Source organism: Mycolicibacter virginiensis, assembly GCF_022374935.2.
Lineage (GTDB): Bacteria > Actinomycetota > Actinomycetes > Mycobacteriales > Mycobacteriaceae > Mycobacterium > Mycobacterium virginiense.
Genome location: NZ_CP092430.2, coordinates 3,225,067 through 3,243,636, shown reverse-complemented (window position 1 = coordinate 3,243,636; position 18,570 = coordinate 3,225,067). Strand labels below are relative to the sequence as shown.

General features: G+C 69.5%; 19 protein-coding genes. 15 read left to right on the top strand and 4 right to left on the bottom strand.

Annotated elements, in window-relative coordinates; translation table 11 throughout:
* The first annotated feature begins 40 nt into the window (after positions 1 to 40).
* The 7 genes from MJO54_RS15735 (at position 41) to mnmA (ending at position 8,585) form a co-directional block, all read left to right on the top strand.
* Positions 41 to 2,788, top strand: coding sequence for an ATP-binding protein (locus tag MJO54_RS15735; protein WP_240175987.1), 2,748 nt, complete (start codon positions 41 to 43; stop codon positions 2,786 to 2,788).
* Positions 2,789 to 2,910: 122 nt separating this feature from the next.
* Positions 2,911 to 3,654, top strand: coding sequence for an SDR family oxidoreductase (locus MJO54_RS15730; protein WP_046286067.1), 744 nt, complete (start codon positions 2,911 to 2,913; stop codon positions 3,652 to 3,654).
* Entirely contained in the window at positions 3,651 to 4,382 is a 732-nt protein-coding gene (locus MJO54_RS15725) for an SDR family NAD(P)-dependent oxidoreductase (protein WP_064890046.1), read from the top strand. Before MJO54_RS15730 ends, MJO54_RS15725 begins: the two co-directional genes overlap by 4 nt.
* A 192-nt stretch (positions 4,383 to 4,574) precedes the next feature.
* On the top strand, positions 4,575 to 5,450 hold the full coding sequence (locus MJO54_RS15720) for a GNAT family N-acetyltransferase (protein WP_240175154.1): 876 nt from the start codon (positions 4,575 to 4,577) through the stop codon (positions 5,448 to 5,450).
* Entirely contained in the window at positions 5,447 to 6,265 is an 819-nt protein-coding gene (locus MJO54_RS15715) for a lysophospholipid acyltransferase family protein (RefSeq protein WP_240175153.1), read from the top strand. The genes MJO54_RS15720 and MJO54_RS15715 overlap by 4 nt, the downstream gene beginning before the upstream one ends.
* Positions 6,266 to 6,327: 62 nt before the next feature.
* The gene (locus tag MJO54_RS15710; protein WP_046286079.1) at positions 6,328 to 7,512 is read left to right on the top strand and encodes a cysteine desulfurase family protein; all 1,185 of its coding nucleotides are present in this window, start codon (positions 6,328 to 6,330) and stop codon (positions 7,510 to 7,512) included.
* Complete coding sequence (mnmA, locus tag MJO54_RS15705; protein WP_240175152.1) at positions 7,509 to 8,585, top strand: tRNA 2-thiouridine(34) synthase MnmA; 1,077 nt, start codon at positions 7,509 to 7,511, stop codon at positions 8,583 to 8,585. The genes MJO54_RS15710 and mnmA overlap by 4 nt, the downstream gene beginning before the upstream one ends.
* Before the next feature lie 90 nt (positions 8,586 to 8,675).
* On the opposite strand, the gene MJO54_RS15700 is transcribed toward mnmA, so the two are convergent.
* Positions 8,676 to 9,308 carry a sensor domain-containing protein gene (locus MJO54_RS15700; protein WP_240175151.1) on the bottom strand — a complete coding sequence of 211 codons (633 nt, stop codon included), beginning with the start codon at positions 9,306 to 9,308 and terminating at the stop codon, positions 8,676 to 8,678.
* 52 nt (positions 9,309 to 9,360) lie between these two features.
* Here MJO54_RS15700 and MJO54_RS15695 point away from each other — a divergent pair, with 52 nt between their 5' ends.
* From MJO54_RS15695 to MJO54_RS15685, 3 genes are all read left to right on the top strand, one after another.
* Positions 9,361 to 10,374 (top strand): uroporphyrinogen decarboxylase/cobalamine-independent methonine synthase family protein, encoded by a 1,014-nt coding sequence (locus tag MJO54_RS15695; RefSeq protein WP_240175150.1) that lies wholly within the window; start codon positions 9,361 to 9,363, stop codon positions 10,372 to 10,374.
* A gap of 66 nt (positions 10,375 to 10,440) precedes the next feature.
* The gene (locus MJO54_RS15690) at positions 10,441 to 10,926 is read left to right on the top strand and encodes an SRPBCC family protein (protein WP_240175149.1); all 486 of its coding nucleotides are present in this window, start codon (positions 10,441 to 10,443) and stop codon (positions 10,924 to 10,926) included.
* Positions 10,923 to 11,246 (top strand): ArsR/SmtB family transcription factor, encoded by a 324-nt coding sequence (locus MJO54_RS15685; protein WP_240175148.1) that lies wholly within the window; start codon positions 10,923 to 10,925, stop codon positions 11,244 to 11,246. The genes MJO54_RS15690 and MJO54_RS15685 overlap by 4 nt, the downstream gene beginning before the upstream one ends.
* Here the strand turns inward: MJO54_RS15685 and MJO54_RS15680 are convergent.
* Positions 11,243 to 11,638 carry an MmcQ/YjbR family DNA-binding protein gene (locus MJO54_RS15680; RefSeq protein WP_046286075.1) on the bottom strand — a complete coding sequence of 132 codons (396 nt, stop codon included), beginning with the start codon at positions 11,636 to 11,638 and terminating at the stop codon, positions 11,243 to 11,245. The two genes, MJO54_RS15685 and MJO54_RS15680, sit on opposite strands and share 4 nt — an antisense overlap.
* A 35-nt stretch (positions 11,639 to 11,673) precedes the next feature.
* On the opposite strand from MJO54_RS15680, the gene ligA reads away from it, so the two are divergent.
* Entirely contained in the window at positions 11,674 to 13,788 is a 2,115-nt protein-coding gene (ligA, locus tag MJO54_RS15675; protein WP_046286076.1) for an NAD-dependent DNA ligase LigA, read from the top strand.
* Here ligA and MJO54_RS15670 read toward each other — a convergent pair.
* The gene (locus MJO54_RS15670) at positions 13,785 to 14,450 is read right to left on the bottom strand and encodes an ACT domain-containing protein (protein ID WP_064890058.1); all 666 of its coding nucleotides are present in this window, start codon (positions 14,448 to 14,450) and stop codon (positions 13,785 to 13,787) included. The genes ligA and MJO54_RS15670 overlap by 4 nt on opposite strands.
* A gap of 380 nt (positions 14,451 to 14,830) precedes the next feature.
* Between MJO54_RS15670 and gatC the strand changes: the two genes are divergently transcribed.
* The 4 genes from gatC (at position 14,831) to MJO54_RS15650 (ending at position 18,152) form a co-directional block, all read left to right on the top strand.
* Positions 14,831 to 15,130, top strand: a complete 300-nt coding sequence (gene gatC, locus MJO54_RS15665; RefSeq protein ID WP_046286736.1) for an Asp-tRNA(Asn)/Glu-tRNA(Gln) amidotransferase subunit GatC — start codon at positions 14,831 to 14,833, stop codon at positions 15,128 to 15,130.
* Positions 15,127 to 16,608 carry an Asp-tRNA(Asn)/Glu-tRNA(Gln) amidotransferase subunit GatA gene (gene gatA / locus MJO54_RS15660; RefSeq protein ID WP_046286735.1) on the top strand — a complete coding sequence of 494 codons (1,482 nt, stop codon included), beginning with the start codon at positions 15,127 to 15,129 and terminating at the stop codon, positions 16,606 to 16,608. Before gatC ends, gatA begins: the two co-directional genes overlap by 4 nt.
* A gap of 100 nt (positions 16,609 to 16,708) precedes the next feature.
* The gene (locus tag MJO54_RS15655) at positions 16,709 to 17,740 is read left to right on the top strand and encodes an ATP-dependent 6-phosphofructokinase (protein WP_105295691.1); all 1,032 of its coding nucleotides are present in this window, start codon (positions 16,709 to 16,711) and stop codon (positions 17,738 to 17,740) included.
* Positions 17,741 to 17,840: 100 nt separating this feature from the next.
* On the top strand, positions 17,841 to 18,152 hold the full coding sequence (locus MJO54_RS15650; RefSeq protein ID WP_233428806.1) for a hypothetical protein: 312 nt from the start codon (positions 17,841 to 17,843) through the stop codon (positions 18,150 to 18,152).
* Positions 18,153 to 18,175: 23 nt separating this feature from the next.
* On the opposite strand, the gene MJO54_RS15645 is transcribed toward MJO54_RS15650, so the two are convergent.
* Positions 18,176 to 18,562, bottom strand: a complete 387-nt coding sequence (locus MJO54_RS15645) for a DUF2237 family protein (protein WP_046286732.1) — start codon at positions 18,560 to 18,562, stop codon at positions 18,176 to 18,178.
* Positions 18,563 to 18,570: the final 8 nt, after the last annotated feature.

Sequence of the window (18,570 nt, the reverse complement as noted above, 5' to 3'; positions counted from 1 at the left end):
CTGCGTGAGCAGACGCGAAAGCCCCCATTTCGGACTCGAAATGGGGGCCTTTGCGTCTGGTCGGCGGCTGACCGGACGAGAGTCCGAGTGCGAGCAGCTACGGGAAACCCTCGCCGCCGCCCGTGATGGCCGTAGCCAGGTGCTGGTGCTGCGCGGCGAGGCCGGTATCGGCAAGACCGTCCTGCTGGACTACCTGGCCGAATCCGCACCGGAGTTTCAGGTGATTCGGGCGGCCGGGGTGGAGTCCGACATGGAGCTGGCGTTCGCCGGGCTGCAGCAGCTGTGCGCACCTGTGGCCGACGGGATCGACCTCCTGCCCGAACCGCAGCGCGAGGCGCTGGCTATCGCGTTCGGCATGAGCAGCGGGTCGGCACCCGACCGATTTCTGGTCGGGCTGGCGGTGCTGGGCCTGCTTGCCGGGGTCGCCGCCCGCCAGCCGGTGCTGTGCCTGATCGACGACGCCCAATGGCTCGACCAGGTTACGGCTCAGACACTGGGGTTCGTAGCTCGCCGACTGCGGGCCGAACCCATCGCATTGGTGTGCGCACTGCGGGAACCCGTCGACGGACTCACCGGACTACCGAAACTGATGTTGCGCGGCCTGGCTGACGCCGACGCGCGCGCTGTGCTGGAGTCGGCGCTGCCGGACCGGATCGATCCCCAGGTCGCCGACCGGATCGTCGCCGAGACACACGGCAACCCGCTGGCGTTGCTGGAACTCCCGCGGGGGCTGTCCGCGGCCGAGTTGGCCGGCGGCTACTACCGCCCCGACGTGGTACCGGTGGCGGGACAGATCGAACGCCATTACCTGGCCCGGATTCATGCGTTGCCCGACGACACCCAACGGCTCTTGTTGCTGGCTGCCGCCGAGCCAGTGGGGGATGCGGCGCTGTTGCTGCGGGCGGCCGGTGAGTTGGGCCTGGCGTCCGCGGCCATCGCTCCGGCCGAGGAGGCCGGCCTGATCGAGGTGGGCGCGCGGGTGCGGTTCCGCCATCCACTGGTGCGGTCGGCGATCTACCGCGCGGCGAACCTGGAAGACCGCCGGGCCGCCCACCGTGCCCTGGGCGTGGTCACCGACCCGGCGCACGACCCCGACCGGCGGGCGTGGCATCGCGCCCACGCGGCTCCCGGCCCCGACGAAACGGTCGCCGCGGAGTTGGAACGCTCCGCTGACCGAGCGGCATTGCGCGGTGGAACCGCTGCGGCGGCAGCATTTTTGGCCCGTGCCACCGAGTTGACTCCAGACCCGCTGCGGCGCGGAGTCCGGGCGCTCGATGCCGCCGAAGCCAAGCGGGCGGTGGCTGAAATGGACGCGGCCGCCGCGCTGTTGGGCACCGCCGAGCTGGCGCCGCTCGACGAGCTGCAGCGTGCCCGGTTGGCCCGGATGCGCGCACAGTTGGCGTTCACCCGTGGCCGCGGCAGCGGTCATACCTCCACCGTCCTTGACTCAGTGCACCAATTCTTCAGCGCGGCAAGTCATTTGGAGTCGATTGATGCGGTGATGGCGCAAGAGACCCTGTTGGAGGCGGTCAGCGCGGCGATGTATGCGGGCCGGGCGTTCGGAGCGCAGGTGCGCCAGCACACCGCCGCGGCGCTGGCCGCGGGCGTGCGGACGAACCGTCCGGCCGACCTGCTACTGCTTGCCCTGACCACCCGCATCAGTGCCGGTTGTCAAGCCGGCCTGGAACCGTTGCGTGCCGCGATTGCCGCACTGACCCCGAACACCTGGTCATGGCAGGCGTTCCCGATCGGATACGAAGCCGCCGTGCACGACGTGTGGGACGACCAGGCCTGGTACCGGATCGCCAGTGACGCCGTGCGGGTCGCGACCGACACCGGTGCGCTGGCCATGCTGCCGGTCGCGTTGACGACCCGGGCCGGCGTGCACGTACAGTCCGGTGAGTTCGCGGCGGCGCGCGTGCTGATCGCCGACGCCGACGCCCTGACCGCGGCGTCGGGGCAGACGCCGGTGCGCTATCACGCGCTGGCGTTGGCGGCCTGGACGGGGGAGGAAGCCGCGGCGACCGTGTTGATCGACGCCGCGGCCCGCAGCGGTGCCGCCCGCGGCGAGGGCCGCATCGTGGCACTGATCGGCTACGCCTCCGCGGTGCTCTACAACGGCTTGGGCCGCTACCAGTCGGCCTGCGAGGCGCTGCGCCGGGTGCTGGACTACGAGGATCTCGGCCTCTACGGGTGGAACCTGGCCGAACTGGTGGAGGCCGGGGTTCGCGGCGGCGAGCTGAGCTTGGCCGCCGAGGCGCTGGCGCAGTTGCAGGAACGTACCAGCGTCAGCGGAACCGACTGGGGGCTGGGCGTGTTGGCCCGCTCGCGAGCACTGCTGTGTGATGGCCCCACCGCCGAGGACCACTATGTCGAGGCCGTCGATCGACTCGAGCGCACCCGGATCGCCGTGGACCTGGCGCGGGCACACCTGGTGTACGGGGAGTGGCTTCGCCGGGAGAAGCGGCGCGGTGACGCGCGTCGGCAGCTGCGCACCGCCCACGAGATGTTCAGCGGGTTCGGGGCGCAGGCCTTCGCGCAGCGCAGTCGCCGCGAACTGCAGGCGATCGGAGACAAAGTCAGCGGCAAGGCCGCGCCCGGCGGTGACGTGATGACACCGCAGGAGCAGCAGATCGCCGAGCTGGCCGGTGCCGGACTGACCAATGTCGAGATCGGGGCCCAGCTGTTCATCAGTGCTCACACCGTCGAATGGCACCTGCGCAAGGTCTTCGCCAAGCTGGGAATCCGCTCGCGCCGGGAATTGCGCGCCATCGCTGTCGGCCGCTGACCGGGGCCCCACACCCCGCCAGCCGAGAAGCGGACTACGGACTTTCCGGGGTTCCCCCACGGACCGCACGGTGCCAGGGTCGAGGTACCGCAATCGTGCTGAGAAGAGAGGGTGTGTCGAGGATGAAGATCACTGTGATGGGTGCCAGCGGGCAGATCGGTACCAAGGTCGTCGAGCTGCTGCGCGCCGCCGGCCACGAGACCGTGGCAGCTGCCCGCAATTCCGGTGTCGACGTGCTGACCGGAGACGGCCTGGCAGACGCCCTCTCGGGCGCCGACGTGCTCGTCGACGTGGTCAACTCACCCGACTTCGCCGACGGCCCGGTGCTGGACTTCTTCACCAAGTCCACCACCAACCAGGTGGACGCGGCCAAAGCCGCGGACGTCGGCCACTACGTGGTGCTGTCCATCGTGAACTGCGACGGCCTGCCCGACAGCGGCTACATGCGTGCCAAGGTCGCCCAGGAGCGCATCATCGCCGAATCCGGGTTGCCCTACACCATCGTGCGTGCCACGCAGTTCCACGAGTTCGCCGACGGCATCACCGCATCACTGACCGTCGACGGCGAGGTCCGGGCGCCCGAAGGTCTGATCCAGCCCATCGCCGGGGCTGAGGTGGCCGCCGAGGTGGCTCGCGCCGCTCAGGCCGCGCCGGTCGACGGGATCATCAACATCGGTGGCCCGGAGAAGCTGACCTTCGCTGAACTGGCCGCGCTGGTGCTGGCCCATCGGGGCGAGAACCTCCCGATCGTCGTCGACCCGGCTGCGGTCTACTTCGGCACCAAGATCGGCGACACCGGCCTGGTCACCGGCGACGACGCGACCCTGGCGTCCACCCGGCTGGCTGACTGGCAGGCGAGCCAGTGAACGACCTGGCGGGCCAGACCGCACTGGTGACCGGCGGGACCGCGGGCATCGGGCTCGAATCCGCGCGGCTGTTGGCGCGCCACGGCGCCGAGGTGATCATCACTGGCCGCTCGGAGCAGCGTGGTGCCGCCGCCGTCGCCGAACTCGGTGGCGGGGTGCGATTCGTGGCCGCGGATCTGTCCGACCTCGAGTCTGTGCAATCCCTGGTGCGCCAATGCGGGCCCGGCGGGGTGGATATCGTGGTGAACAACGCCGCCAGCTTCCCCGGTGCGCTGACCGTGGAACAGGATGTGGCCTCGTTCACCTCGACGTTCGACACCAATGTTCGCGGCGCCTATTTCCTGGTCGCTGCCTTGGCGCCGGGGATGCTGCGGCGCGGGCGCGGCAGCATCGTCAACGTCACCAGCATGGTCGCCTTCAAAGGTGTTCCCGGAGCGTCGAGCTACAGCGCCTCCAAAGCCGCGTTGGAGTCGCTGACTCGTACGTGGGCCGCGGAATTCGGCCCACACGGGGTACGGGTCAACAGCGTTGCGCCGGGACCGACCGCCACCGAGGGAGTCGTCGCCGAATGGGGTGACGTCAATGACGAACTGGGGCGGGCGCTTCCGCTCGGGCGTACCGCACACGCCACTGAGATCGCCGAGGCCGTGTTGTTCCTCGCATCGCCGCGGTCCAGCTTCATCACCGGATCGACGCTGCACGTCGACGGCGGCGGCGCCGCGGCCTGAGCCGTACCGTCGTTTCAGCGGTGGGCGTTGAGATTGCACTGAGGGTTGCGCATGCCGTGGTGAATTCACGACCACAGCTGCAATCTCAACGCCCATTACTGCGCGGGCCACGCACAATTCGTCACCAAGCGTGCACCGACATGTCATGCCGTGATTGCCTCGTCGCTGCCTGGCTGCGCGAGCGTGGCGAGTGTGAGCACTGGTTCTGTTCTCATCGCCCCTGAGCCCACCACCGATTCTCCCGCTTCCGGGACCGACAACCCCCGTTACTCGCTGCTGTTGTCCACCGACCCCGCCATGATCGAAGCCGCCCAACGGATGCGCTTCGAGGTGTTCAGCACCGAGCCGGGCTTTTGCCTGACCGACTCCGGCGCCGGCCGCCCCGGCCTGGACGCCGACCGTTTCGACGAATACTGCGACCACCTGCTGGTGCGCGACGACGACTCCGGTGAGCTGGTCGGCTGCTACCGAATGCTTCCCCCCACCGGAGCGATTGCCGCCGGAGGTCTTTACAGCGCAATCGAATTCGATGTCACCGCGCTGGATCCGCTGCGGCCGTCACTGGTCGAGATGGGCCGCGCGGTGGTCCGGCCGGGCCACCGCAACGGCGCCGTTGTGCTGTTGATGTGGGCCGGGATCCTGGCCTACCTGGACCGCTACCAGTACGACTACATCACCGGCTGCGTCTCGGTGCCGGTGTGCGGCGAGGGCGCCCCCGGTAGTCAGATCCGCGGGGTACGTGATTTCGTGCGGCGCCGCCACGCCTCCCCGCACCGGCTGACTCCGTACCGGCCGGTGGTGATCGACGGCAAGGGTCTCGACGAGATCGCGCCACCGACTCGCCCCACCATGCCGCCGCTGCTGCGCGGCTACCTGCGCCTGGGCGCGCGGGTCTGCGGCGAGCCGGCCCACGACCCCGCCTTCGGGGTGGGCGACTTCCCGGCCCTGTTGCGCCGCAGCGAGGCCGACACCCGCTACCTGCGCCGGCTGCGGTCGGTGTCCGCGGCGTCGGTGGTCGCCGGGGCACCAGCGGCCTCACAGGCCCTAGACAGCACCGCACAAGCGTGAACCGAACGGTTGTGAACGCTTGGGCACCTCGGGCCGTCTGCACGCCACGATGCGTCGGCAGCGGTAGCGAGCGGCCGTTCCCGGCAGTGGTGGCGCTGCGGCTGGTGCTGGTGGTGCTGCTGGCGCCGCTGCTGCCACTGCTGGCGGTGCCGCTTCCGGGTCGCGTCCGGTTGCAGCGCGGCGCGTGCCGGGTGGTGTTGCGCTGCTTCGGGGTGCGGGTGACGACGACCGGCGGGCCGGTACGCAACCTGCGCGGCATGTTGGTGGTCAGCCCGCACGTGTCCTGGCTGGACGTGTTCGTGATCGGTGCGGTGTCGCCGGGCACGTTCGTGGCGCGCGCCGATCTGATCAGCTGGCCCGGCGTTGGAGCGCTGGCCCGCATGATGCGGATCATCCCCATCGAGCGCGACAGCCTGCGTGGGTTGCCGGTGGTGGTCGACGCGGTGGCGGCCCGATTGCGGGCCGGTCGCACGGTCGTGGCGTTCCCGGAGGGCACCACTTGGTGCGGACGGGCCCACGGCCGGTTCTATCCGGCGATGTTCCAGGCCGCCGTGGATGCGGGTCGCCCGGTGCAGCCCCTGCAGCTCACCTATCGCCATCCGGACGGGTCGCCGTCGACCGTGCCGGCTTTTGTCGGTGACGACAGCCTGCTGGCCTCGATGCGTCGGCTGATCACCGCGCGCCGCACCATCGCGCAGGTGCACGTTGCGGCGTTGCAGTTGCCGGGAACGGATCGGCGTGAGCTCGCCGCACGCTGCCAGGCGGCGGCGGGCTGGCGGGTCCGGAGACGCCGACGCGTCCGCATCGCCTGTTGAGCAGCGCGGCCGCCCGCCGCAGCGCCGGGGCGGCCGCAGCTGCCCGCTATCCTGGGCAGGTCATGGTCTATCTGGATCACGCAGCCACCACCCCGATGCACCCGCAGGCCATCGAGGCGATGACAGCTGTGCTGGGCACCGTCGGAAACGCCTCCTCGCTGCACGCCGCCGGCCGGGCCGCGCGCCGCCGGATGGAGGAGTCCCGGGAGTCCATCGCGGCACGGCTGGGTGCGCGCCCGTCGGAGGTGGTGTTCACCTCCGGCGGCACCGACGGCGACAACCTGGCCGTCAAGGGCATCTACTGGGCCCGCCGTGACGCAGATGCGCAGCGGCGCCGGATCATCACCACCGAGGTCGAGCACCACGCCGTGCTGGATGCGGTGGGCTGGCTCGCCGAACACGAGGGCGCCGAGATCACCTGGCTGCCCACCGACGCCGACGGGTCGGTGTCACCGGAGGCGCTACGCAAGGAGCTGGACGGCGGCCGGGCCGACGACGTCGCCCTGGTGTCGGTGATGTGGGCCAACAATGAAGTCGGAACGGTCCTGCCAGTCGCTGAACTGGCCGCGATCGCCGCGCAGTTCGGGGTGCCGATGCACTCCGACGCGGTGCAGGCCGTCGGGCAGCTGCCGGTCGATTTCGGTGCCAGCGGACTGTCCGCGCTGAGCCTGACCGCTCACAAGTTCGGCGGGCCGTGCGGCACCGGTGCGCTGCTGATTCGTCGTGACGTGACCTGCGTTCCGCTCACGCACGGCGGGGGACAAGAGCGTGATATCCGTTCTGGCACACCTGATGTCGCCGGATCTGTCGGTATGGCTGCGGCACTCCAGGTCGCCGTGGACTCGTTGGAGGCCACCGCCGAGCGGGTTGCGGGCCTGCGCGACCGGCTCATCGACGGCGTGCTCGCCCGGATCGACAACACCCGGGTCAACGGGTCGCGCACCCAGCGCCTGCCCGGCAACGCGCACTTCACCTTCGCCGGCTGCGAAGGCGACTCGCTGCTGATGCTGTTGGACGCCAACGGCATCGAATGCTCCACCGGGTCTGCCTGCACCGCCGGTGTGCCGCAGCCTTCGCACGTGCTGACCGCGATGGGCGCCGACCCGGTCGCGGCCCGCGGATCGTTGCGACTGTCGTTGGGGCACACCAGCGTCGACGGTGACGTCGACGCTGTGTTGGCGGTGTTGCCCGGCGCGGTGGACCGGGCCCGCCAGGCGATGCTGGCGGCTGCGGGAGTGGGGCGATGAAGGTAGTGGCCGCGATGAGCGGCGGAGTGGACTCCTCGGTGGCGGCGGCCCGCATGGTCGATGCCGGCCACGACGTGGTCGGCGTGCATCTGGCACTGTCACGCAACCCGGGCACCCTGCGCACCGGCTCGCGGGGGTGCTGCTCCAGGGAAGACTCCGACGACGCCCGCCGCGTCGCCGACGTGCTGGGCATTCCGTTCTACGTGTGGGACTTCTCCGAGCAGTTCAAGGACGAGGTGATCGACGACTTCGTCGAGTCCTACGCCCGCGGCGAGACGCCCAACCCGTGCATGCGGTGCAACGAGAAGATCAAGTTCTCCGCGGTGGCCGCCCGAGCCCTCGCGCTGGGATTCGACATGGTGGCCACCGGTCACTATGCCCGGCTCGCCGACGGTCGACTGCGGCGCGCGGTGGACGCCGACAAGGACCAGTCCTATGTGCTCGCGGTGCTCTCCGCCGAGCAGCTGCGGCACGCGGCGTTCCCGATCGGGGACACCCCCAAGCCGCAGATCCGCGCCGAAGCCGCCGAACGCGGCCTGGCGGTGGCGAGCAAGCCCGACAGCCACGACATCTGCTTCATCCCGACCGGCGACACCCGAACCTTCCTCGGCGGTCACATCGGCGTACGGCCCGGTGCCGTGGTGGACACCGGCGGCTCGGTGCTGGCGCAGCACGACGGGGTGCACGGTTTCACCATCGGCCAGCGCAAGGGCCTGGGCATCGCCGGGCCCGGCCCGGACGGCCAGCCGCGCTACGTGACCGGTATCGACGCCGCGACCGGCACCGTCACCGTTGGGTCGGTCGCCGATTTGAACGTGGTGGAACTGACCGGGCGGGCGCCGGTGTTCACCTCCGGGCAGCCGTGGCGCGGCCCAGTCGAGTGTGAGGTGCAGGTGCGCGCCCACGGTGAGACGGTCGGGGCGGTGGCCGAACTGGTCGGTGACATGTTGCAGGTGCGGCTGCGCGAGCCGCTGCGCGGCGTGGCCCGCGGCCAGACTCTGGCCTGCTACCGCCCGGACGCGCACGGCGACGAAGTGATCGCCAGCGCCACCATCGCGGCCACCGGCGCATAGCGTCAGCTTTAGCGTCGAACGTGTACTGAGTGCGACGATCCGGCGGCGATTTTTTCGCCCTGGATGCACGTTCGGCGCAGGGCAGTGCGCCTACCCGGGCACCGCCGAAGCCATGTTCGTCACCACCAAATCGGCGTCAGACTCGGAAAAGCCGCAGTAGGTGACTTCCAACAGCACCACCGACTTGACCTGATAGGCCCGGCCACAGTCCCCGGCGTGGGTACGCAGGGACGCGCCGTCGGCATCCCAGTCGCTGACCAGCCCCGGCCCGGCCGAGGTGTCGGCGCACTCGGCGACCCTGGCCACCAACACGTCGAGCACGTGATGGGCGGCCGCGGTGTCGGGGTAGATGGCAGCGCCCTCGGAGACCAGCGCGGCCTTGGGCGGGTACTGGTAGGTGGTCTTGTGGAAACGCGTCGCGGTAGATCCGAACACCGCGGTCTCGGCGAAGATGAAGCGGCACGGCGGCGGGATGGTGGCGGCGAGGTCGTCGATGTCCGTGGGAGAGCTGGAATCCATGGTGGGGATGACCGTCAGCTGCTCGTCGGCACCGACGATGGCGCGCATCCGGGGGGTACCGAGCATGATCCGGCCGAGATCCACGACGCCGGCAGGCGCCGGCAGCGCCGCGGGGGGCAGTGCCGTCCCATCGACCAGGCGGGTGCAGCCCACCACCGCTGCAGCCACCACCCAGATCGGCACCAGCCGCGTCATCCTCACCATCGAAGGCTAGCCCGCCGTGCCCGGGGTCATGTCACTTCAATACGGTTGCCCGGTGAGTGCTTTCGCCACTGGGACCGGACTGGGGTCGTGGCCGGGCACCTCGGCGCGCGCAGCGGCCGAGGTGGTGGTCGGTGAGTTGGGCGGCAGCCTGGCCCACCTGGTTGAGCTGCCGGGGCGCGGGGTGGGTGCCGACATGATCGGTCGCAGCGGCGCGCTGCTGGTCGACATCGCCATCGACACCGCGCCGCGCGGCTACCGGCTGGCGGCGCGTCCCGGAGCGGTGAGCCGGCGCGCGGTGAGCCTGCTCGGTGAGGACGCCGATGCGCTGGAAGAGGCATGGGAAGTCGCCGGCCTGCGTGGTAGCGGCCACCCGGTCAAGGTGCAGGCTGCCGGTCCACTGACCTTGGCCGCGGAGGTGGAGCTGGCCAATGGGCACCGAGCGATCACTGACCCTGGTGCGGTGCGGGACCTGGCCGCGTCTTTGGCCGAGGGCCTCAAGTCGCACCGGGCCGACCTGTCGCGCCGGCTCGACACGCCGGTGATCGTGCAGCTCGACGAGCCGTCCCTGGCCGCCGCGGTGACCGGCCGGCTGGCCGGCGTGACCGCGTTGAGCCCGGTGGCCGCCATCGACGAGGCGGTGGCCACTGCGCTGCTCGACGGCTGCGCCGACACCATCGGGGGCGAGGTGCTGGTGCACAGTTGTGCATCGGGACTTCCGTGGAATGTGTTGCAGCGCAGCGCTATCACTGCGGTGGCGTTGGACTGCACCGGGTTGGAAGCGAGCGATTACGACCAGATCGGCGCCTTCGTCGACTCCGGTCGCACCGTGGTGATGGGGCTGGTTCCCGCGCTCGCCCCGGCGCGGACGCCCGACGTCGAAGAGCTGGCGACCGCGGTCGCGGCGATCACCGACCGGATCGGATTCCCCCGCTCGGTGCTGGCCGAGCGGGTCGGGATCAGCCCGGTCTGCGGGATGGCCGGCGCCGGCGCTGCGTGGGCGCGCACCGCGGTAGGGCTGGTGCGCAAGGTGGGCGAGGCGCTGGCCAGCGACCCCGAGGCGATCTAAAAGCAACTAAAAGGTTGCGCATTGATCGTCGGCCTGCTGTACTGAAAGGCAACCGGGAGGTTGCATATGAGTGCCGATCGTATGGAGAAACAGGTCGTGCTGCGCGCGACGCTGGAGCGGGTGTGGCGCGCGATCAGCGACTCGGGGGAGTTCGGGCAGTGGTTCGGCGTCCGGTTCGACGGGCCGTTCGTCGCCGGCACCGCCGTGACCGGGGCGGTCACCCCGACCAGCGTCGACGCCGAAGTCGCACGGCTACAGGAGCCCCATGCCGGGAACCGGGGAACCTGGCACGTCGTCGCGGTCGAACCGCAGCGGCGGTTCGCCTACCGCTGGCACCCGTTCGCCGTCGACGCCGACGTCGAGGACGAACCGATGACGCTAGTGGAGTTCACCTTGGCCGAGACGCCCGACGGGGTATTGCTCACCATTGTCGAGAGCGGTTTCGACGCGCTGCCGCCGTCGCGGCGATCGACCGCATTCGAGGCCAACGCCGACGGCTGGGCGCATCAGCTCAGATTGGTGCGCCGATACCTGGAGTTGCAGCGGACGTGACGAGCATTGAGGCACCGGTTTTCGATGCGCTCGGCGACCCGAACCGGCTGCGGATCATCGGGCGCCTCTGCGAAGGCGGGCCGTGTTCGACCTCGCAGCTCACCCACGCGATTCCGGTGACGCGCCAGGCGGCCACCAAGCACCTGCAGCTGTTGGAGACGGTGGGTCTGGTCACCAGCAGTCGTCGTGGCCGCGAACGCATCTGGGCAGTACGGCCGCAGCAGCTGGCCGAAGCCAGCGACTACCTCACCGGACTGTCGCGCCGCTGGGACGCCGCGATTGAGCGGCTGCGGGCGTTCGTGGAGAACGGCGAGGATTAGTCCCCGTCCAGAGATCGGATCAACCGCGCCGATGCGGTCAGCCGAAACGAGGCGTCGACCAGCTCGCCGACCTCGTCCCAATCCACCTCAGCTGCATCGAAATCCAGTCCCAGCCAGCCGGACGGGCCCAGATACATCGGCAAGAAGAATCGCGGGTCTTGTGCGAGCGCCCGTCGCTCGGACTCATCGACCTTCACCAGCAGCGCATGGGGGTAAGGCACCATCGCGCCGGTGGCCTTGCTGTTACCGCCGTATATCGCGAACATCTTGGGTGCGCAGAACACCGGGCGGCCATGGGAGATCTTCTCGAAGGCTTCGGGAAAGCCCAGCGCGACGCGTCGCAGCTCCGCCAGACCAGGGTCGTCGTCGCGGTACATGATCGGGTGCGGCATGCCGCCAGGGTAGTCAGAGCAGATAACCTGCGTGGGTGAGTCCAGAGGCCGACAGCGTGCCCCCCGACCTCCGGCGGCAGTGGCACGATCTGGCTGAAGAGGTGCGCGAACACCAGTTCCGCTACTACGTCAAAGACGCGCCGATCATCACCGACGGCGACTTCGACGAGCTGTTCAACCAGCTGCTCGCGCTGGAGGAGGCGCACCCGGAGTTGCGTACCGCCGACTCACCCACCCAGCTGGTGGGCGGCGCCGGTTTCACCACGGAGTTCGCGCCCGCTGAACACCTGGAGCGAATGCTGTCGCTGGAAGACGTGTTCTCGCCCGACGAACTGACCGCCTGGGCGGGCCGGGTCAGCGGCGAGATCGGCGGCGACACCACCTATCTGTGCGAACTCAAGGTCGACGGTGTGGCGCTCGGGCTGGTCTACCGCGACGGCCGGTTGAGCAGCGGGGCCACCCGTGGCGACGGCCGGGTCGGTGAGGATGTGACGTTGAACGCGCGCACCATCGCCGACATCCCGGAATTCCTCAACACCGACACCGAATTCCCGGTCCCGGCCGTGCTCGAGGTGCGCGGCGAGGTGTACTTCCGGCTGGAGGACTTCGAAACCCTCAATGCGGGACTGGTCGCCGAGGGCAAGCCACCGTTCGCCAACCCCCGCAACAGCGCGGCCGGTTCGCTGCGGCAGAAGAACCCGGCGATCACCGCCCGGCGCAACCTGCGCATGGTCTGCCACGGCCTGGGCTACGCCGAGGGATTCACCCCCGACACGCTGCACGCCGCGTACCGCGCGATGCAGGCCTGGGGCCTGCCGGTCTCTCCACACACCGCCCGCGTCGAGGGCATGGCCGCGGTGGCCGAACGCATCACCTATTGGGGTGAACATCGACACGATGTCGAACACGAAATCGACGGCGTGGTGGTCAAAGTCGACGACCGGGCCCTGCAGCGCCGGCTCGGCGCCACCTCCCGGGTGCCGCGCTGGGCGGTGGCCTACAAATACCCGCCCGAAGAGGCGCAGACCACGCTGCTCGACATCCGGGTCAGCGTCGGGCGCACCGGCCGGGTCACGCCGTTCGCCTACATGACCCCGGTCAAGGTCGCCGGTTCCACGGTGAGCCTGGCCACCTTGCACAACGCCTCGGAGGTCAAGCGCAAGGGTGTGCTGATCGGCGACACCGTGGTGATCCGCAAGGCCGGCGACGTGATTCCCGAGGTACTCGGGCCCGTGGTCGATCTGCGCGACGGCAACGAGCGCGAGTTCGTGATGCCGACCCATTGCCCAGAATGCGGAACGCTGCTGGCGCCGGCCAAGGAAGCCGACGTCGACATCCGTTGTCCCAATTCGCGGTCCTGCCCGGCGCAGCTGCGCGAGCGGGTGTTTCACGTTGCCGGCCGCGGCGCCTTCGACATCGAAGCTCTGGGCTATGAGGCGGCGACTGCGCTGTTGAGCGCCGGGGTCATCACCGATGAGGGTGACCTGTTCACCCTCACCGAAGACGACCTGCTGCGTACCGAGCTGTTCACCACCAAGGGTGGCGCGCTGTCTAAGAACGGCCGGCAACTGCTGGCCAATCTGGACAAGGCCAAATCCCAACCGTTGTGGCGGGTGCTGGTGGCCTTGTCGATTCGGCACGTCGGACCGACCGCGGCCCGGGCGTTGGCCACCGAATTCGGCAACCTGGACGCGATCACCGCGGCGTCCACCGAACAGTTGGCCGCCGTCGAGGGCGTCGGGCCCACCATCGCCGCCGCAGTCACTGAATGGTTCGACGTCGACTGGCATCGCGCGATCGTCGACAAGTGGCGGGCCGCCGGGGTACGGATGGCCGACGAACGCGACGCGAGCATCGAACGCACACTGGAGGGGTGCAGCATCGTGGTGACGGGCTCGCTGACCGGCTTCTCCCGCGACGAGGCCAAGGAGGCCATCATCGCCCGCGGTGGCCGCGCGGCCGGTTCGGTGTCGAAGAAGACCGCCTACGTGGTGGCCGGCGATGCGCCCGGGTCGAAGTACGACAAGGCCGTCGAACTCGGCGTGCCGATTCTGGATGAAGAGGGTTTCCGGGCCCTGCTGGAAAACGGTCCGGAGGCACCGGAAGCCCCCGAAAATGGCGCGTCTGAAGGTACTGCCGCGCAGGATTAGCGCAGCAGCGTCGCCACGATCCCGGCCAGATAACCCAGCCGGACCACTTCTGCGGGCAGGAAGGCCGGACCGCCGGTGCGGCCCAGGACGACAGCGGTGCGCGGGTTGCCCAATGGCGCGGCCGCCAGGGCGATATCCATCTCCCGCCATACCGCCGGCACCCAGGCGGCGGTGTTGTCCAGGGCAGCCGCCTGCTCGATCGGCAGCCACGGCACCGCGCCGACGTCGGTCTCTGGGGTTCCCGGGCTGCCCGCGAGGCGACGGAACGTCCCGTCGTCTCCGTCACTGCGCACCACCGTGCACCAGCTGACTCGCAGCACCCGCGGCGCTTCGTCGGCCAGCTTCTGCAACTTGGCGCTGCGGTCACCTGCCGCCGCGACGTGGTCGATGAGCTCGAGTTCACGGTGGGCGTCCAGCAGCCCGGTGTGCGGTCGGACACTGTGCACCCGAACCCCGGGCAACCGTTCGGCGGCGGTGATCAGCACATCGGGCATCGCTCCCTGCGGCAGGTCGACCACCAGATCGTCGATGGCCGCACCGCTGCCACGTTCCACAACGTCCAGCGACAGGATGTCGGCGCCTACGGAGCCCAGACCCACGGCCAGCGACCCCAGGCTGCCGGGGCGGTCGTCGAGTTCGACACGCAGCAGATAGGAAGGCATGGGCAAACCTTCCCACAGCGCGTCCTGGCCCGCCGCGAGTGAGTCTGACTTCACGCTCGCTACCGCACGCTGGCTTTACGCTCGACGTGAGCGACCGACTGATCCGATGGCGTCGGCCCGCCGCGCCCGGCTTCGCCGCGCTTGCGACCGACTGATCCGATGGCGTCGGCCCGCCGCGCCCGGCTTCGCCGCGCTTGCGACCGACTGATCCGATGGCGTCGGCCCGCCGCGCCCGGCTTCGCCGCGCTTGCGACCGACTGATCCGATGGCGTCGGCCCGCCGCGCCCGGCTTCGCCGCGCTTGCGACCGACTGATCCGATGGCGTCGGCCCGCCGCGCCCGGCTTCGCCGCGCTTGCGACCGACGCTAGGCTTTGCACCCGTGTCCCAGATCTCTCGTGACGACGTAGCTCACCTGGCCCGGTTGGCCCGGCTGGCGCTGACCGACGCCGAGTTGGACGGCTTTGCTGGCCAGCTTGATGCGATCCTGACCCATGTCAGCACGATTCAGGCAGTCGACGTCACTGGCGTCGAGGCGACCGATAACCCGCTCAAGGACGTCAACGTCACCCGGCCGGACGAGATCGTCGCCGGGTTGAGCCAGGCCGAGGCGCTGGCCGCCGCGCCGCGCGCCGCCGAGAACCGCTTCGCGGTTCCGCAGATCCTGGGGGAGAGCCAGTGAGTGAGCTGATCCGATCCGACGCGGCCACCTTGGCGTCCAAGATCGCCGCCCGCGAGGTGTCCTCGGTCGAGGTCACCCGCGCCCACCTCGACCAGATCGCGGCCACCGACGACCGGTACGGAGCTTTCCTGCACGTCGGGGCCGATGAAGCCCTGGCCGCCGCGGAGGCCGCCGACAAGGCGATTGCCGCCGGTGAGGCGCCGTCGGCGCTGGCCGGGGTCCCGTTGGCACTCAAGGACGTGTTCACCACCGTCGACGCGCCCACCACGTGCGGATCGAAGATCCTGGAGGGCTGGCGGGCCCCCTACGACGCGACCGTCACGGCGCGCCTGCGCGCAGCGGGCATCCCGATCCTGGGCAAGACCAACATGGACGAATTCGCCATGGGCTCGTCGACGGAGAACTCCGCCTACGGTGCGACCCGCAACCCGTGGGATGTCGAGCGCGTGCCGGGCGGCTCCGGCGGCGGCAGTGCCGCGGCATTGGCCGCATTCCAGGCGCCACTGGCCATCGGCACCGACACCGGCGGCTCGATTCGCCAGCCGGCCGCGCTGACCGCGACCGTCGGCGTCAAACCCACCTACGGCACCGTGAGCCGCTACGGATTGGTGGCGTGCGCGTCGTCGCTGGACCAGGGCGGGCCGTGCGCACGCACGGTGGCCGACACCGCGCTGCTGCACTCGGTGATCGCCGGGTATGACCCGCGCGACTCCACCTCCCTGGACGTACCGGTGCCCGACGTCGTGGGCGCCGCACGCGCCGGGGCTACCGGTGATCTGTCGGGGGTGCGGATCGGGGTAGTGCGTCAGCTGCACAGCGGCGAGGGCTACCAGCCAGGTGTGCTGGCGTCGTTCAACGCCGCCGTCGAACAGTTGAAAGCGCTGGGCGCGCAGATCTCCGAGGTGGACTGTCCGCACTTCGACTACTCGCTGAGCGCCTACTACTTGATCCTGCCCTCGGAGGTGTCGTCCAACCTGGCCCGCTTCGATGCGATGCGTTTCGGGCTGCGGGTCGGCGACGACGGAACCCACAGCGCCGAGGAAGTGATGGCGCTGACCCGCGCGGCCGGCTTCGGCCCAGAAGTCAAGCGCCGCATCATGCTCGGCACCTACGCGCTGTCGGCGGGCTACTACGACGCCTACTACAACCAGGCGCAGAAGGTGCGCACGCTGATCGCGCGCGACCTCGACGAGGCGTACAAGTCGGTGGACGTGCTGATCTCGCCGACGACGCCCACCACGGCATTCCGGTTGGGGGAGAAGGTCGACGACCCGCTGGCCATGTACCTGTTCGACTTGTGCACCCTGCCGCTGAACCTGGCCGGACACTGCGGCATGTCGGTGCCGTCCGGGCTCTCCGCCGACGATGGGCTGCCGGTCGGCCTGCAGATCATGGCGCCGGCGCTGGCCGATGATCGGCTGTACCGGGTGGGTGCGGCCTATGAGGCCGCCCGCGGGGAGCTGGCCAGCGCGATTTAGTCCGCCGAGCAGACACAAAAGCGCCCTGAAACGCGGTGAATTGGGAGCTTTTACGTCTGCTCGCCGGTGAAGACGCAGCCGACCCGGCAAGATGGGCACTATGCGGATAGGAGTGCTCACCGGCGGCGGCGACTGTCCCGGATTGAACGCGGTGATCAGGGCGGTGGTGCGCACCTGCGACGCCCGCTATGGCTCCACGGTGGTTGGCTTCCAAGACGGCTGGCGCGGTCTGTTGGAGAACCGACGCGTCCAGTTGGCCAATGACGACCGCAACGACCGGCTGTTGGCCAAGGGCGGCACCATGCTCGGGACCGCCCGGGTGAACCCGGACAAGCTGCGCGCCGGCCTGGATCAGGTGAAGCAGACCCTCGACGACAACGGCATCGATGTGCTTATCCCTATTGGCGGTGAGGGCACCTTGACTGCGGCGCACTGGCTGTCGCAGGAGAACGTCCCGGTGGTCGGGGTGCCCAAGACCATCGACAACGACATCGACTGCACCGACGTCACATTCGGCCACGACACCGCCCTGCAGGTCGCCACCGACGCCATTGACCGGCTGCACTCCACCGCCGAATCTCACCAGCGGGTCATGCTGGTCGAGGTGATGGGCCGCCACGCCGGCTGGATTGCGCTCAACGCCGGCCTGGCCACCGGTGCGCACATGACACTGATCCCCGAGCAACCCTTCGATGTCGAAGAGGTGTGCCGGCTGGTCAAACAACGCTTCCAGCACGGGTCGTCACACTTCATCTGCGTCGTCGCCGAAGGCGCCAAACCCGCTGCGGGCTCCATGGAGTTACGCGCTGGCGGCGTCGACGAGTTTGGCCACGAGCGGTTCACCGGTGTTGCCGCCCAGCTCGCTGTCGAAATCGAAAGGCGCGTCAAGAAGGAAGTCCGCACCACGGTGCTGGGCCACGTGCAGCGCGGCGGAACCCCGACCGCCTACGATCGCGTGCTCGCGACCCGCTTCGGCGTCAACGCCGCGGACGCCGCCCACGCCGGCGAATACGGAATGATGGTGTCGCTGCGTGGGCAGGAGATCGGCAGGGTGGCGTTGGCCGACTCGGTCCGACAGCTCAAAGTGGTGCCGCAGAGCCGCTACGACGATGCGGCGGCGTTCTTCGGCTGACGCGCGTGTGGCGTGACAACATCGCGAAATGACCTCACAATGGTGAGGTTGTGCTTCGTGTTGCCTGATGGATGAAGGCTGGGGGTGGGGTATGGGAAAGATGGCGTTATCTGCCGCGGTGCTGTGCGGTCTGCCGATGGGGCTGGTGCTGTCGACGCCGGCCCACGCCAGCGGTGACCTCATCGGCGATTACGTCACCGACCACGGTGGCGACGTCTGCGCATTGATCAACGAACAGCCGAACCTGGCGGGGGTCAGGCATGCTGTCGATCACATCTTGGCGACCAGTGGTCTGCCGGAGGATCAGACCGGGCGGCTGCTGGCCGGGTCAGTGATTGCCGACTGCCCCGAAGACGGCCTGCTGGTCGAGGAATTCGTCCTGTACGTCAAGCGGCGCCAGCAGCAGCAGTAATCAGGGCGTTCGGCGATCCTCGGTCACAGGTCGCTTGGGTCGTCGGGTACGTCGACGGCGTAGTCGGCCAGCACCTCCAGCGCGACCACCTCCAGAGTGCGTTCATGGGTGGCGGCCAGCACTACCGGCGCGGCGCAGCCGTCGCGGTGGGCCCGCAACCAGTTCAGCGCGGTGACGCACCAGCGATCGCCGGGCACCAGCCCCGGGAACCGGTAGGCCGGCATCGGCGTGGACAGGTCGTTGCCGATCGAGCGCTGGTGTTCCAGGAATTCGCCGGTGACGACGGCGCAAATCGTGTGCCGTCCGATGTCCTCGGGCCCTGACGAGCAACAGCCGTCGCGGTAGAAGCCGGTGATCGGGTCGCTGCCGCACGGCTCCAGCGGGCCGCCCAGTACGTTGCGGTCGGGCATGGGGCACA

Excerpts from the sequence above, each read along its gene's own strand:
- MJO54_RS15735 (WP_240175987.1), top strand. The coding sequence starts at position 41 with ATGGGGGCCTTTGCGTCTGGTCGGCGGCTGACCGGACGAGAGTCCGAG.
- MJO54_RS15730 (WP_046286067.1), top strand. The coding sequence starts at position 2,911 with ATGAAGATCACTGTGATGGGTGCCAGCGGGCAGATCGGTACCAAGGTC.
- MJO54_RS15710 (WP_046286079.1), top strand. The coding sequence starts at position 6,328 with ATGGTCTATCTGGATCACGCAGCCACCACCCCGATGCACCCGCAGGCC.
- mnmA (WP_240175152.1), top strand. The coding sequence starts at position 7,509 with ATGAAGGTAGTGGCCGCGATGAGCGGCGGAGTGGACTCCTCGGTGGCG.
- MJO54_RS15700 (WP_240175151.1), bottom strand. The coding sequence starts at position 9,308 with ATGGTGAGGATGACGCGGCTGGTGCCGATCTGGGTGGTGGCTGCAGCG.
- MJO54_RS15690 (WP_240175149.1), top strand. The coding sequence starts at position 10,441 with ATGAGTGCCGATCGTATGGAGAAACAGGTCGTGCTGCGCGCGACGCTG.
- MJO54_RS15680 (WP_046286075.1), bottom strand. The coding sequence starts at position 11,638 with ATGCCGCACCCGATCATGTACCGCGACGACGACCCTGGTCTGGCGGAG.
- MJO54_RS15670 (WP_064890058.1), bottom strand. The coding sequence starts at position 14,450 with ATGCCTTCCTATCTGCTGCGTGTCGAACTCGACGACCGCCCCGGCAGC.
- MJO54_RS15655 (WP_105295691.1), top strand. The coding sequence starts at position 16,709 with ATGCGGATAGGAGTGCTCACCGGCGGCGGCGACTGTCCCGGATTGAAC.
- MJO54_RS15650 (WP_233428806.1), top strand. The coding sequence starts at position 17,841 with ATGGCGTTATCTGCCGCGGTGCTGTGCGGTCTGCCGATGGGGCTGGTG.
- MJO54_RS15645 (WP_046286732.1), bottom strand. The coding sequence starts at position 18,562 with ATGCCCGACCGCAACGTACTGGGCGGCCCGCTGGAGCCGTGCGGCAGC.